This is a genomic window from Corallococcus macrosporus DSM 14697, assembly GCF_002305895.1.
In the GTDB taxonomy this organism is placed as follows: Bacteria; Myxococcota; Myxococcia; order Myxococcales; family Myxococcaceae; genus Myxococcus; species Myxococcus macrosporus.
Genome location: NZ_CP022203.1, coordinates 307,973 through 322,092, shown reverse-complemented (window position 1 = coordinate 322,092; position 14,120 = coordinate 307,973). Strand labels below are relative to the sequence as shown.

The 14,120-nt window shown below is 69.4% G+C and carries 10 protein-coding genes; 6 read left to right on the top strand and 4 right to left on the bottom strand.

The window, feature by feature from the left end; translation table 11 throughout:
- Positions 1 to 4 precede the first annotated feature (4 nt).
- Positions 5 to 1,951 carry a PAS domain-containing sensor histidine kinase gene (locus MYMAC_RS01350; protein ID WP_239989268.1) on the bottom strand — a complete coding sequence of 649 codons (1,947 nt, stop codon included), beginning with the start codon at positions 1,949 to 1,951 and terminating at the stop codon, positions 5 to 7.
- 165 nt (positions 1,952 to 2,116) lie between these two features.
- Between MYMAC_RS01350 and MYMAC_RS01345 the strand changes: the two genes are divergently transcribed.
- Positions 2,117 to 3,226, top strand: coding sequence for a DNA alkylation repair protein (locus MYMAC_RS01345; protein ID WP_095956740.1), 1,110 nt, complete (start codon positions 2,117 to 2,119; stop codon positions 3,224 to 3,226).
- On the opposite strand, the gene sitI6 is transcribed toward MYMAC_RS01345, so the two are convergent.
- The 3 genes from sitI6 to MYMAC_RS01330 are packed head-to-tail and all read right to left on the bottom strand — an operon-like array spanning position 3,216 to position 5,097.
- Complete coding sequence (gene sitI6 / locus MYMAC_RS01340; protein WP_043709611.1) at positions 3,216 to 3,938, bottom strand: SitI6 family double-CXXCG motif immunity protein; 723 nt, start codon at positions 3,936 to 3,938, stop codon at positions 3,216 to 3,218. The genes MYMAC_RS01345 and sitI6 overlap by 11 nt on opposite strands.
- A 6-nt stretch (positions 3,939 to 3,944) precedes the next feature.
- Entirely contained in the window at positions 3,945 to 4,616 is a 672-nt protein-coding gene (gene sitA6, locus MYMAC_RS01335) for a SitA6 family polymorphic toxin lipoprotein (protein ID WP_095956739.1), read from the bottom strand.
- Positions 4,617 to 4,668: 52 nt separating this feature from the next.
- Complete coding sequence (locus tag MYMAC_RS01330; RefSeq protein ID WP_013936581.1) at positions 4,669 to 5,097, bottom strand: hypothetical protein; 429 nt, start codon at positions 5,095 to 5,097, stop codon at positions 4,669 to 4,671.
- Between MYMAC_RS01330 and MYMAC_RS01325 the strand changes: the two genes are divergently transcribed.
- From MYMAC_RS01325 to MYMAC_RS01305, 5 genes are all read left to right on the top strand, one after another.
- Positions 5,096 to 5,704 (top strand): DUF1990 family protein, encoded by a 609-nt coding sequence (locus MYMAC_RS01325; RefSeq protein WP_238539933.1) that lies wholly within the window; start codon positions 5,096 to 5,098, stop codon positions 5,702 to 5,704. The two genes, MYMAC_RS01330 and MYMAC_RS01325, sit on opposite strands and share 2 nt — an antisense overlap.
- Positions 5,701 to 6,984 carry a DUF1990 family protein gene (locus tag MYMAC_RS01320; protein ID WP_239989267.1) on the top strand — a complete coding sequence of 428 codons (1,284 nt, stop codon included), beginning with the start codon at positions 5,701 to 5,703 and terminating at the stop codon, positions 6,982 to 6,984. Before MYMAC_RS01325 ends, MYMAC_RS01320 begins: the two co-directional genes overlap by 4 nt.
- A gap of 322 nt (positions 6,985 to 7,306) precedes the next feature.
- Positions 7,307 to 11,365 carry a hypothetical protein gene (locus tag MYMAC_RS01315; RefSeq protein ID WP_095956737.1) on the top strand — a complete coding sequence of 1,353 codons (4,059 nt, stop codon included), beginning with the start codon at positions 7,307 to 7,309 and terminating at the stop codon, positions 11,363 to 11,365.
- Positions 11,366 to 11,393: 28 nt separating this feature from the next.
- A complete protein-coding gene (locus MYMAC_RS01310) occupies positions 11,394 to 13,829 on the top strand; it encodes a hypothetical protein (protein WP_095956736.1) in 2,436 nt (811 codons plus the stop codon).
- Between the two features lie 12 nt (positions 13,830 to 13,841).
- Positions 13,842 to 14,057 carry a hypothetical protein gene (locus MYMAC_RS01305; protein WP_095956735.1) on the top strand — a complete coding sequence of 72 codons (216 nt, stop codon included), beginning with the start codon at positions 13,842 to 13,844 and terminating at the stop codon, positions 14,055 to 14,057.
- The last annotated feature ends 63 nt before the right edge of the window (positions 14,058 to 14,120 follow it).

Sequence of the window (14,120 nt, the reverse complement as noted above, 5' to 3'; positions counted from 1 at the left end):
GGACCTATCTCGCGGGCTGGAGCGGCAGCTCCACCCGGAAGGTGGCGCCCTCGCCGGGCCGGCTGTCCACCTGGATGGTGCCGCCCAGGGCCTCCACCAGCGTGCGCGTCACGTACAGCCCCAGGCCCATGCCGCCATAGTTCCGCTCGGACACGGCGCGCTCGAACTTCTGGAAGATGCGCGCGTGGGCCTCCGGGTCGATGCCGATGCCCCTGTCCCTCACCCACAGCCGGGCGCCGAGGCCCCCGGGCGCCACCTCGACGTGCACGGGCGCGCCCGCGCCGTACTTGAGCGCGTTGGACAACAGGTTCGACACCACCTGCTCCAGCCGGAGCCGGTCCCACGCCCCTCGCAGGCCCTCCGCGTGCGTCACGTGCAGCGTGCAGCCGGCGCGTGCCGCCTCCAGCTCGAAGCGCGCGGCCACCTCCTTCACCAGCGCGGACAGGTCCACCGGCTCGTACTGGAGCTTCAGCCGGCCGGTGCTGATGCGGGACACGTCGAGCAGCCCGTCCACCAGCTCCGACAGGCGCGTCATCTGCCGGCGCATGACCTCCACCTCGCGCCCGTGACGCTGGGCCAGCGCGGACGCCGGGTCCGCCTGGATGGCGCGCGCGAAGGACTGGAGCCGCAGGCCCAACGACGTCAGCGGCGTCTTCAGTTCGTGGCTGGCGACGGACAGGAACTCGTCGCGGGCGCGCACGGCCTCCTGGAGGTGCTGCTCCACTGTCTTGAGGCGGGTGATGTCCAGGAAGGGAATCACCACCACGGACGGGTGGCCGTGCATGGCGGGCAGCGTCTCCGAGGAGATGCTGAGGGCGAACTGGCCCGCGGCCGTGTGCCAGAGGACCTCCAGGCCGTCCAGTCGCTCGCCCCGCGCCGCGCGGGTGGAGGGGATTTCGTCCACGCGCAGCCGCCGCCCCGCCAGGTCCGTGACGTGGAAGTGCTCACCGTACGCGGTGGCGGGCACGTCCCTCGGGATGTGGCCGCCGTAGAGCCGGTCCGCCGCGGCGTTGGAGAAGTTGAGGTCGCCGCTGGCCGGGTCCGCCATCACCACCGGCATGGGCATCAGGTCCAGCACGGCCTCCAGCCACTTCTGCTGGCTCTCCACGGCCTGCCGCGCGAGCACCTGCTCGGTGACGTCGGAGGCGAACGTCACCAGGCCATCCACCTGGCCCCGCTCGTCGCGCAGGGGCTCGAAGATGATGTTCCAGAACTTCGTCTCGACGCGGCCGGCGCCCTCGTAGTCGATGGTGACGGGGCACTCCTGCGCGATGGCGCGCTCGCCCGTCTCGAAGACGCTCCGGTGGAGGCTGAGCAGCTCCGGTGACAGGTCGGGGATGGCCTCCTCCTGCGTGCGCCCGTTCAGCTCGCGGCCGCCCATGAGCTTCTGGAGCAGCGGGTTGGCGAACTCGTAGCGCAGCGCGTAGCCGCGCAGCACGCTGATGGCCACCGGCGCCTGGGTGAAGACCTGGAGCAGGTTGCGCCGCTCCGCCTGCGCCGCCTCGCGGGCCGCCAGCTCCGCCGTCATGTCCTGGTAGGCCACGGCGATGTGCGTGACGCCGCCGTTGGCGGACACCAGGGGGAAGCCGGTGCAGGAGATGGCGATGCGCCTGGCCTCCGCGGGCGCGCGCACGTGCTCCAAGTCCTTCACGTCGTACCAGAACACCGGCGTCTGGACGCGCTCGCCCGACACGGCCCGCAGGAGCAGCTTCCCGTAGCCCAGCTCCGCGAGCAGCTCGTCCTTGAAGAGGCTGTACTCGGGCGGCGGCGCGGCGCCGAACATCGCCAGGAAGGCGGGGTTGGTGAGCAGGCAGTGGCCGTCCGCGGTGAAGACGGCGTAGGGCACGGGTGAATGGGTGAACAGCCCCTCCAGGAGCGCGAGCGAATCCGGCACGTCCGCGAGCTGTTCGCGCAAGGAGCGGGGCTCCGTCCCCACGGGCCTGCCGCGCATGTCCGGACTCCCGTGCTGGCCCATTCGCTTCTCCACGGGCCGAGGGCCTAGCAGAGCCACCCCGGACTGCCCAGTCCACCGTTGTCCGGCCGCCTGCCCACCGCCGCCTCCTGGCACGCACATGGGGCTGATGCGCCGGGGAGCCCATGCCAGGATGCACGCACCATGGCGGACCACCTCAAGAGTTTCTTCGACGCGCGGCTCGTCGAGCGCCTCGCCGCGTCACTCCACGCCGCGGCGCCCTCCTTCCCTCGCGCCGCCTTCGTCCGGGAGGCCGCGAAGGGCCTGGAGAGCCATGAGCTGATGGACCGGGCGCGTCATATCGCTGGCGCGCTGCACCGCGCGCTGCCCCAGGACTACCCGGAGGCGGTGGAGGTGCTGCTGCGCTCGCTTGGCCCCCGGGCGGAAGTCACGGAGGGCGGCGCCATGGCCTCCTTCTTCTACCTGCCCCACACGATGTACGTGGCGGAGCACGGGCTGGAGCACTTCGAGCCGTCCATGCGCGCCCAGCACGCGCTCACCCAGCGCTTCACCGCGGAGTTCTCCATCCGGCCCTACCTGGAGCGGCACACGGCGAAGACGCTGGGCCGGCTGCGCGAGTGGACGGAGGACCCGAGCGAGCATGTGCGGCGGCTGGTGTCGGAGGGTACGCGCACGCGCCTGCCGTGGGCCTCGCGGCTGCGCGCGTTCCAGAAGGACCCCACGCCGGTGCTCGCGCTGCTGGAGCGGCTGAAGGACGACCCGGCGCTGTACGTGCGCCGCTCGGTGGCCAACAACCTGAATGACATGGGCAAGGACCACCCCGCCCTGCTGGTGCAGGTGGCGACGCGGTGGATGAAGGGCGCCCCGCCGGAGCGGGAGTGGCTGGTGCGCCACGCGCTGCGCTCGGCCATCAAGCGCGGGGAGCCCGCCGCGCTGGCGGTGGTGGGCGCGCGGCCGCCGTCGGGCATCGAGGCGCGGGTGACGAAGCTCCCCCGCCGCGCGGCGCTGGGTGACACCGTGGAGGTCCACTTCGAGGTGGCCAACCGCTCCCAGCAGCCGCAGACGCTGGTGGTGGACCTGGCGGTGCACTTCCAGAAGGCCAACGGCGAGGCGAAGCCCAAGGTGTTCAAGGTGAAGGAGCTGCTGCTTGGCCCGGGGCAGGCGGAGACGGTGGGCAAGCGCGTCTCCTTCGCGCAGCTCACCACGCGCAAGCACTACGCCGGACCGCACCGCTTCGAAGCCCTGGTGAATGGACAGGGCTTGCCGCTGGGCGTGGTCGAGGTCAGCGGGTAGGGAGCTCCCGGCAGGCGATTCCCGGCAGTTCGAGGCGCTTCACCGCATCAACGAACCGCTCGGTCCCGACAATCATCGTCGCGAAGTTCTCGAGCCGGAACACGTCCACGTCCGTCGGGAGCGAAGCCGCTGCGAGGATGGGCTCATCGGGCCGAGCAAAGGCATGCCGTCCACAGGTCGGGCACGGCGGAGGCGTACCGGCAGGGATGCAATCCGGATGGAGCAGCCCGCGTGGCTCCAGTTGAAGGTCCAGCAACTCCGGCGGCGCCTTCTTGCGGAATCGCAACTCCGTCCGGCCACCGAGCAACCCGCGCACGCCTTCGGCTTGCAAGCGCTCCATCGCATCGCGGCGCACGAGCAGGAGCGAAGTTCCCTGCCATGTGAATGGACCGAATTCGCCTGACGCGGTGCCAACCAATGGACCGAAGGCCGCGCCAGGCGGGAGCACCGCTCCAGGAGGGGCCAAGGGGCGTACCCGTTCTCGAAGGCGGGAGAACTCGATGAACGGCTCCGGTCGGGCCTGCTCGAATGCCGCATGCTCCGGCAGGCGCGACAGGTCCACGAGAGGATAGTGATTCCCCCAGGCACTCCAGGTCGCGCCACAGGTGGGGCACTTCACGCCGGGCAGACTCCACTTGTGCGTGGCGTTGAAGCTCCCACTGAAAGCGGCGGTCGCCGCATCATCATCATGCAGCCAAAAGAATCGGGTCATGGGTCCTTACGCGTCTGGGCGCGAATAGTGGGGCTGGATGGGCCCTCCGATGAGGTCGAAGCGGTGGATCAACTCTCCCGCATGCTTGAAAATCTCCTCTGCGCTCGCGTTCCGGTTCCGGTCCCTGAAGTCACGCCAGGCCTTGTTCCACGCGCCACCGTTGCCGTGAGGCCCGTGAATCCGCCGGTGCACGTCACGAGGAATGGGCATGGTGTAGCTGTGGATTTTCATGCCCTGTCCTTCGAACCATCGCGCCAGGTCCTCTGCCTGCGGGAAGATGTGGTGCTTCTCCCAGCGTCCGGGCGTTAGACGGTGCGACGGTGGGATGACACGCGAGGCACCACCATTCCGGTTGGGGAAGACCATGACAGCCCCGCGTGGAAGCTGCTGCCCGGCCCCCCAATTTCTCCGAGGACCGCGGCCGGGTGCTGCCGCGGCCACGGGCGGCCGCGCGGGAGGAAAGCGCGCCAACTCCACTTCACCGAGAAGGTCCTCGCAGCGGTAGAAACCACATGCATCTCCGTCGCAAAGGAGATTGACGCAACCGTCCTCATGCGGAGCGGAACACTCATCTTCCGCAGCGTGAACGCCTCGCTGAATGGGAGTTTTTGCGGTGGTAGCGCAGCCCAACCCAAACGCGACAAGCAGCAAAAGGGCCAAGCCAGGATGGGCACGCATCGACAGCGGACCCTACCCTGTTTGAAGTGGAGGCACGGAGCCGCGTTGCCTTTCACCGCGGCCCGAAAATCTTCACCAGCTTGTTGTAGACGCCCATCACCAGCAGGGGCGACACCCACTGGCCAATGAAGCGGCTGGGGCGCGAGCGGCCCGTCAGCTCCAGGACGAAGGAAGCGCCCATCGCGGCGAGGCTCGCCACCAGGAACACGTGCGAGGGCACCTTCGCCGTCTGCTGTTCAATCAAGCGCGTCAGTGACGCCTCGGCGTGCTCCGCGCGCACCACCGGGGGCACGTCCATGTAGTCCTGCTCCGAGGCCCGGCTCGCCGGGTTGACGTCCATCTCCATGCTCCCTCCCAGGGCGGGCAGGCAGGCCCGCCGCATGCCTCGCTCATCCCCGGGCGGCGCCATGCAGCCCGGCGGAGAGGTCCCCATCATGGTGTGACCGATGGAGGCAAAGGGCGAGATGGCGAGCGAGTCCATGCACACAGACGCCAACCAATCAGGCGAGCTTCAGCTCCCCGAAGCGGGCGCGGGCCCCCTGCTCCAACGCGACTACTGGGCCGTCATCCAAAACTGTCGCGTCTCCCCCCAGGAGCTCATGCGCTGGGTGGCCGTGCGCTTCGCCGAGTTCGCGCCCACCGAGCTGTGCGTCTTCGAGCACCGGCACAAGCACCGCGAAGGCCAGCCGCTGGAGCTGGACGACGAGCTGACGGTGAAGATTCAAGGCGCGGGCACCTTCGCCGTGCGCGTCATCCACCGGGATGCGCAGAGCTTCACGCTGGGCACGCTCCACGGGCACCCGGAGGCGGGGCGCATCACCTTCGGCGCTTACCGGAACAGCCGCGGCGATGTCATCTTCCACATCCGCAGCCGGGCGCGCTCCGGCTCGACGTTCCACTACCTCGGCTTCGTCACCGCCGGAGACGCCATGCAGACCAACACCTGGACCGAGTTCGTCCTGCGCGCCGCGCTGACGGCCGGCGCCGGGGTGCTGGGCGTCATCCACGCGGACACCACCGAGCTGGAGGACGAACCGCCCGGGGGCGACACCGTCCACGGGCCCACCTTCGTGGCGCGGGGAGAATGACGACGATGATTGAGTGGCGCTGGTTCTCCGGCTGGACGGATGAGGAAATGGTGCCCCGGCTGGCCAGGGCCCGGACGCTGGAGCGCAACTTCCCGGAGGTCTCCGGGGAGATGACGCTGGACGCGGGCTGGAGCCAGGTCCACTCCCAGAGCGTGCTCGGCCACGAGGCCCCGGGCCGCCCCGTGCCGGGTGGCCTCTTCGAGCGCGCCCAGCAGGTGCTGGAGACCTTCGACTTCTCGGACCCGCGCATCGTCGCCTGGCACTTCTCCGCCCAGGAGCCGCTGCACGGCCGCACGGTGCTGCTGGAGCTGCGCTCGCTGGGGCAGCAGCTCCGCTACCTGTGCGGCGCGCGCGTGGGCGGCACGCGCAAGGAGCACGGCGAGGTGTGCAGCGTCTTCGGCTTCAGCTTCGAGACGCTGCAAGGCCACATCGAGGCCGGGCGCGAGTGGTTCCTGCTGCGCAAGGACCATGAGACGGGCGCGGTGCGCTTCCACATCGAGGCGGCCTGGCGCCCCGGCCAGTTCCCCAACTGGTGGAGCCGGCTGGGCTTCATGATGGTGGCGCCCCGCTACCAGCGCGCGTGGCACCGGCTGACGCACGTGAGGCTGCGTGAGCTGGTGCTGAAGCACCCGGAGCTCATCGGAGAACATGTGCGCAGCGGCCAGTTGGAGCACTCGGGCCACGCGCTGAAGACAGCCCCGGTCCAGTTCTACGCGCAGCGGGCGCCAGGGCGGCGAGAAACGCAGTTGGAGGAGGAGATAGAGGCCATGAATCGAGGACACAGTCTGACGGCCCTGGGGCTGGGCATCCTGGCGGGGATGCGGAGCATGAGCGCGCCGACGCTCGCGAGCCGCTGGCTGAACAGGACTCAACCCGGCAGCGAGGACCGGCTCGCCAGAATCCTGGCGCACCCCTGGACGCCGCGCGTGCTGGGCCTGCTCACCGTGGGTGAGCTCATCGGCGACAAGCTGCCCATGACGCCCTCGCGCGTCACCGTCGTGCCCCTGACGGGCCGGATGCTCACGGGCGCGCTGGCCGCGGCCGCGGTGGCGACGGAGCAGCAGCGCGGCAGGCGGCTCGCGGCGGCGGCCCTGGGCGCGCTGGCGGCGCTGGCGTCGAGCTGGGCCTTCTATTCACTGCGGCGCACCGCCACGAAGAAGCTGGGCGTGCCCGACGCGGCCGTGGCGCTGACGGAGGACGCGCTCCTCGCGGGGCTGGCCTCGCGGCTGCTGCCCATCACCGAGCACCCATCCGGACAGGGCGCCCCGTCACCCGTGTGACAGTCCCGCGCCCACGCGCGGTGGCGAGCGTCTCCGCCCGCGCCACCGCGCGGGCCCATCCACACCCGCGGTGCTTGTTTGCAGAGGCGCCTTGGCGGACATGGCAGCCGGCGTGCGGCGCCGCTGCGTCTCCATCACCGCGTTCCACTGTTCATTGACGCGTACTCCCGCACGCTGACGCGTCAAGGCCACGCGACGCCGCGCCGCACGGCGCCTCATTCCGCGCGCTTGCGCTCGCGAGTGCGTCGTCTGACCACGGCGCGAGGATTGCTCTGGGCCTCCGGAGTCACGGCGTGAGCCGTGTCCCCCGGATGGGAACGCCATGCCCAATGCACTTCTGGTCCCCCTGCACCTGGATGCCCTCTGCCTGACGTCGGACACGAACGTCCGGGAAGCGCTCGCTGACTACGAAAGGCAGCCCTTCGTCTACAAGGACGACAGCGGAGAGGCGCACTTCTTCCCTCTCAGCGATTCGCGTCCCAACCTCAGCACCAGCATCCTGTCGCCGCCGCTGTCGGGCAGCCTCCTCCGGCTGCCCGCGGGCATCCATCTGCACTGGGCCCTGCCGGATGCGCTGACCCACAGCCGCGAGGACGACGACGCGGGCCAGCGGCACTTTCCCCCTGTCCCCAACCGGTGGCTCGTCACCCGCCGCCGCGGCGGACAGGTGGAGCGCCAGTGGGTGGTGGAGAGTGACTACCTGTACCCGGACCTCTCCATCCTCCAGGACGCGAAGCCGCTCGCGGTGACCGTCCCCTTCCCCGCGACGCATCCCTTCACCGGCCCCTATCAGCCCTTCCGTCACCTGGGGCGTCAGGTGCCCGCGGAGCAGTGGAGCCCGAGCGACGCCAGCGCCGAATACCTGGGCCAGTTCCAGCTCGCGCTGACCGCGACAGGCGCCTCCGAGTGGGTCCGGACGCTGGACCCGGTGCAGAGCACCTTCGCGGCCTTCTATCCCAACTGCTTCAGCGTGTTCGGCTTCCGCGACACCGACCCCGCGGCGTGGAACAACCCACGAGGTCTCGAATACGAGGTCACCGGCTGGTACGCCGACCCGGCCCAGGACTGCCTGGCCATTCTCTGCGGCCAGTCGCCCGCGGATGCGCAGCAGCGGCTCGCGGCGCTCCAGGACGACTTCGCGTGGACGGTGACGCTGGGCGCCAATGACTTCCCCCAACGCACGCTCTGCTACAGCCGGCTGACGTTCCGCGACGCGGCCCAGACCAACCCCGCCGCCAGCGCGAACCAGGTCGCGCTGGCCCTGGGCCACACGGGGACGCAGGCGCTCGCGGCCTACCTCGCGGACCAGCTCGCGCCTGACGCCAACAGCAAGCCCCTCTTTGAGGAGCAGCTCGCGTCCTTCCAATACCGGGAGCAGTTGCAGCAGCACACGGTGGACGTCCACGCGAAGCTGCGGGAGGTCCGCCACGCGGAGGGCTTCACCGCCCGGGGCGGCGGCCTGCTGTGGACGGTGCGTCAGCGCAGCCCCACGTCCCAGCCGCCCCAGGAGCAGGCCACGCTCCCGGACGCGCTGGCCCACCAGCTCAACCTGATCAACGAGCAACAAGACGCCTACCAGCGGGCGCGCGACGCCATCGCGTCCATGAGCTCGCGGCTCTTCAACGACTGGTCCATCTGGATGCACTGCCGGCACCCGGAGGGGCTCCAGGAGGATGAGCCCATCCATGTCGACATCGATGACGCGTCCTCCGCGGTCATCGACAGCGCCCTCACCCCCTTGCGCACGGCCATCACCTTGGCGGGCGTGCTCCAGTGGCAGCGGGACACGGCGACGGGCCAGGTGCGCGGCGTCCCCTTGGAGGTGGGCCTCTCCATCATCTCCACCAGCAACGAATGGTACGACGACTACAAGAGGGCCCTCGAGCAATCCAGGCTGAAGGCCTCGGACTGGAAGAGTGAGTTCACCAACTGCGGCCTGACGCTCTCCGACTCCGTGCGCGTGCAGCAGCCGCAGCAGACGGCTGGCGGCTCCGACGAAGGCAAGGAGTGGCGCATCATCGACGGCTCGGTGACGTACCGGGTGAAGGTGGAGGACGGGGTGATGAACCTCTACATCCCGCCGCTCGCCACGCAGCTCGCCACACAGCTCGCCACGGCCATCAACGCCCTCCGCGACGCCGTGCAAGCCGTCTCCACGGACTTCGAGCTGGGCGTCACGCCCCAGCCGCGCTACTGGCAGCCCAATGACCCTGTCGTCCTCATGATGGGCGACACCGTGCGCCCCACGCTGAGGCACGGACAGGATGGGCGCAATCACGAGGACGGCCAGCTCGAGTGCCAGCTCCTGACGGACATCGAGGACGCCGCGCTCCAGGACCTGCCCCGGCGCAGCGACCTCCAGCAGCGGGTTCGCGCCATCCTGGATGGCATTACCCCGGCGCAGGGAGAGGACCGGGTGGGCTTCACGGACTGGACCCGCCAGCCGTGGAACCCCTTCATGCTGGAGTGGGACGTGGAGTTCTTCCCCCTGGCGGCGAAGGACCAGCGCTTCGAGCCCGACACCCTCACCCGGCGCTACACGCTCGCGCGAGACGCCGTGGACCTGGCGCTCGACGCGGGGCACGAGGATGACTTCACCCAGGGCGCGCGCCCCTACCGGGGCTTCAGCCTGCTGAGCGGCCACGCGGGCACCCAGCTCCAGCGGTGGATTGCCGGATACCTGGTGGAGCAGGCCTCGCAGCTCCCGCCTCCGCTCGACAGCGGCCTGCGTGGCCTGACGGTGGAGCAGGCCTGCGACGCGCTGGACACGCAGGACCTGGGCGCCGTGCTCGGCCGCTATACGCCGACGCAGGCGCAGGACCCCATCGTCACCGCCCTGAAGTCCTACGCGCGGCTGAAGGACATGCCCTGCTTGTCCCAGACGCTGTCCGGCTTCAACGACGCGCTGGTGATGCACCAGCGGGTGATGCAGCTCCCCATCACCGACCCGAACGGCGACTCGGACTCGGACCAGCTCGCCACGCAGGTCGCGGGGACGGTGCGGGACGCGCTGCTCCAATCCTCCGCGCCCGATGCGGACTTCACGCCCATCCGCGGTGGCGAGCTGCGGCTCAGCGGCCTCCACCTGGTGGACACCTTCGGCCAGTACAACGACCTGGAGACGCGCCCGGACCAGGGCAGCACCCTGTGCTCGACGGAGCTGATGCCCCTGCGGCGCTACACCGCCACCGACTGGCGCGTCCGGCTGGAGCCCCGGCTGGCGCAGCCGGCCCGGCTCGCCTTCCGGTGGCTGTCCGCCACGCCCGTGGATGGGCGGGACGACCTGGAGATGAACTCGCATCCCGCGACGTCGCCCCTGTGCGGCTGGGTGCTGCCCAACAACCTGGACAGCAGCCTGATGGTCTACGACGCCAGCGGGACGCTCCTGGGGCTCGTGGACGAAGAGGGGCGGTGGGAATCCGCGCCTGGCAGCGAGTACCCGCTCGACGTGGGCAGCCTCCCCAACCCCCACCTGCAACAACTGGTGAGCCACCTCACGCGCGGCGCGGGAGCGGAAGGGCGCGACTTCATCCGCGCGTTCCTCGACACGCTGAACGACGCCATCGAGCGCAGCGACCCCGAGGACTTCTCCCAGCACCAGGCGCTGGCGCTGCTCATCGGCCGTCCGCTGGCGCTCGTGCGCGCCTCCGTGGGCCTGGAGCTCCAGGGGCTGCCCGAGCGGGACAAGTCGTGGAGCACCTTCGCGGCCACCGTGGCCGAGCTGGCGCACAACGAGCGCCAGGGCATTGAGGCAGTGACGCCCATCACCGACAGCCCGGACCGGTGGACCCAGGCCTTCGACCAGGTGGCCTTCCCCGTTCGCATTGGAGAGTACGGCCAGTACAACGACGGCGTCGCCGGCTACTGGCGCGAGCTGGAAGGGGGCGGCTACGAGTCCGCGACCTTCTACGCGCCCCAGAGCGACCTGGAGGGCTTCTCCGGAAAGGACGCCGCCTCGCGGCGCATCGTCACCGCGCGGGACACGCCGGTGAACCTGGAGCTGTCGCCACGCTCGGGGCCTCGGACGCTGGTGATGCTGGTGGACCCGCGTGGCAAGACGCACGCGACATCCGGCATCTTCCCGACGAAGGCGCTCTCCATCCCGCCGGACCAGTACGCGGCGGCGCTCCAGGCCATCTCGGTGACCTTCCTGTCAGCACCGCTGGTCACGCCCCGCGCCGAGTACGACAACTCCCACGCGCCGCCACAGCTCCGCATCCCCCTGCCCCAGGAGGCTGGCTACGCCTGGTCCTGGCTGTCGCGCCGGGAAGGCGCTTGGTCGGAGACCACCGGGTTCGCCCCCGTGGAGGCCTCGGCGCGCCTCTCCGGCGCCCAGGTGCTCTGCGAAGGCTGGCTGAAGCTCACGCCCACGAAGCCCTGAAACACCCCACCCAGGACCGAAAGACCCCATGGCACTGAAGACCTTCGACGTGACGTTCTACCGCCCCCTGGGCGCCAACGCGCAGGACACGAAGAACGCGCTCGTGAACCTGCTCTTCCTCTCCGACGCGCCGGCCGACACGGACGTGCTCAGCATCTCCGTGGACAGCCTGACGGACATGGCGACGTCCCTGACGCTCCTGCCTCCGGCCGACACCACCGCCAGCGACGCCAACTTCCACTTCCAGCTCTACTTCGACCCGGACACGCTCGCCCAGCTTGGCCAGGTTGAGCTCGTCGCCAACCCGCAGTGGAGCCTGGCCCGCAAGGACCACGCCAACACCCAGGGCGATCCGCTCCCGGGCTGCTCCCTCTACCTGCTCTACACGGGAGGCCAGGAGCTGACGCTGGCGCCTGGGCAGGCGTTCCAGCTCGCGCTGCGCAAGCTCGCCGCCACCACCACGGCGGGGACGCGCCCGGGCGTCGTGAAGTTCTCCTGGAATGACGCCAAGGAGGAGGGAGACACGCTGAAGTTCGTGCGCTTCGCGCCCACCGATGACACCGGCCGCGTCTTGATTCACGGCCACGGCGACAAGTACGCCCTGGAGGCCACCAAGGCCCTGGACCTCGTCAACACGGGGGGCAGCGCCGCGCCTCCGCTCGGGCTCTTCGTCACCACGTCCAACGTCATCCTCAACGACGGCGCCGCGCAGAACTACGTCTCGCTTCGCCTCATCAACCTGGGCGAGACGGCCCTCCTGCTCGCGCCAGGGGCCCTGTCGGATGCGACAGGAACCGGCGGTGGCGGCAACGGCGGCAACGGCGGCAACGGCGGCAACGGCGGCAACGGCGGCAACGGCGGCTTTGACCTTCCTCCGGGAGGAGGCACGCATGTGGGCGGGCATCAGGATCCCCCGCCCTTCTGGGGTGGCGATTACTCCGGCAACACGCCGGTGCGCTTCGTCCTCTCCTTCGCCTCGTCCAGCAACACCTCGGACAGCTGGGCGCTCGCCACTGGCGCCCAGCTTCAGGCCGCCTACATTCCCGGCAAGGCGGACAGCTCGGGCATCGTCAGCAGCTGGTCCTCGGACTGGTCCATCCAGAGGAATACCGATCCGCTCTCCTGGACGATTTCTCCCGCGGGCTCGAAGACCTCGCTCGCTCCGGGCGAGGCACTCGACATCCCCATCTCCAACCTCGTCACGGGGCATGTCATCGGGCAGAGCGCCATCCGGCTGAGGTTCCTCAGCCTGCCCGGCTACGGGGACGGCGAACTGACCGCGTTGCTCCAGAAGGCGCCCGCGCTCTACCGCGACGCCACGCTCCAGCGGCTCGCCATCGGGACCCACAAGCCCACTGGGTTTCCTCTTACGGTCGACTCCGCTTCATACGGCATCGCGCACATCAACGGCGACGTCCAGCTGGCCACCTGGGTCGATACGACGGGCGGCTGGATTGGCACCCACTCCAGCCACTCGCTCCACTTCTATACAGGCCGCAGCGACGCCCGCGTCACCATCGACAAAGACGGCAAGCTGGGCGTCAACACCACCACGCCCGAGGAGCGGGTCCACGTCGTGGGTGGCGACCTGCGCGTCGACGGCAACATCAAGAGCTACGGCCCCATCGACCTGTACCCCAACGTCGACAAGAGCCCTGGCGACGAGAACCTCCTGCGCCTTCGCGACAAGGACACCAACATCAAGCTGACCGTCACCTCCGACGGGAAGCTCGGCTTGGGGACCGACAGCCCTGGGTATCCCCTCACGGTGAACTCGACGCGCTTCGGCATCGCGCACGTCAGCGACGGCGTGGAGCTTTCCACCTTCATCGATGACACGGGCGGATGGCTTGGCACCAAATCCAACCACGCGCTTCATTTCTACACGAACAACAGCAATGCCCTCGCCACCGTCAGCGCTGACGGCAAACTCGGCATTGGCACCACAAGCCCAGGCTACCCCCTCACGGTGCAGTCGACGCGCTTCGGCATCGCGCACGTCAGCGACGGCGTGGAGCTTTCCACCTTCATCGACGACACGGGCGGATGGCTTGGCACCAAGTCCAACCACGCGCTTCATTTCTACACGAACAACAGCAATGCCCTCGTCACCATCGACACCAGCGGAAATCTCAGCGTCACTGGAGACCTCCAGGTCAATGGAGATTTCAAGACGCCCCATGGGAAACCCATGGTGTGCGAGACCTACACCCCCGACCCCAGCGCCGACTCCTACGACACGGGATACAGCATGAATGACTGGGTCCCCGTCCTCGCTGGCTTCTATGGAAAAACCTCTCGCGATGATTCACATGGCATCAAGATCGTCTGGCAGCAAGGCGACAACGGAAACTGGTGGCTCAGCTACGACGTCGTCTATCACCCGGACGGCTACTGGTTCGCGCAGGTGATGTTCATCCGCCGCGCGTTCGTGGAAGGCACCTGGCAGAACTCGTACGGGTAGAGGCACATCACAATGACAACACCAGACAAGAACCTGCAGCTCTCCATCAGCCTCCCTGAAGCCAATCTCATCCTGGAAGCGCTCGGGCAGCTTCCCTACGTCCGCGTGTTCCAGCTCGTCGACAAGCTCCAGCGCCAGGCCCAGCCGCAAATCACCGGCACGCCGGAAGCCCCCCACAACGTCCAGTCCCTGGAGCGCCGGAGCCCCCTTCCGGCCTCCGGCACGTAGTCCCCCTCGCACGGTGCCGCGGGCGCACGTCCCTCCCCCTGGCGTGCGCCCGCGGCGCCGGGC

Coding starts and splice junctions, on each gene's coding strand:
- MYMAC_RS01350 (WP_239989268.1), bottom strand. CDS start 1,951: ATGCGCGGCAGGCCCGTGGGGACGGAGCCCCGCTCCTTGCGCGAACAG.
- MYMAC_RS01345 (WP_095956740.1), top strand. CDS start 2,117: ATGGCGGACCACCTCAAGAGTTTCTTCGACGCGCGGCTCGTCGAGCGC.
- sitI6 (WP_043709611.1), bottom strand. CDS start 3,938: ATGACCCGATTCTTTTGGCTGCATGATGATGATGCGGCGACCGCCGCT.
- sitA6 (WP_095956739.1), bottom strand. CDS start 4,616: ATGCGTGCCCATCCTGGCTTGGCCCTTTTGCTGCTTGTCGCGTTTGGG.
- MYMAC_RS01325 (WP_238539933.1), top strand. CDS start 5,096: ATGCACACAGACGCCAACCAATCAGGCGAGCTTCAGCTCCCCGAAGCG.
- MYMAC_RS01330 (WP_013936581.1), bottom strand. CDS start 5,097: ATGGACTCGCTCGCCATCTCGCCCTTTGCCTCCATCGGTCACACCATG.
- MYMAC_RS01320 (WP_239989267.1), top strand. CDS start 5,701: ATGACGACGATGATTGAGTGGCGCTGGTTCTCCGGCTGGACGGATGAG.
- MYMAC_RS01315 (WP_095956737.1), top strand. CDS start 7,307: ATGCCCAATGCACTTCTGGTCCCCCTGCACCTGGATGCCCTCTGCCTG.
- MYMAC_RS01310 (WP_095956736.1), top strand. CDS start 11,394: ATGGCACTGAAGACCTTCGACGTGACGTTCTACCGCCCCCTGGGCGCC.
- MYMAC_RS01305 (WP_095956735.1), top strand. CDS start 13,842: ATGACAACACCAGACAAGAACCTGCAGCTCTCCATCAGCCTCCCTGAA.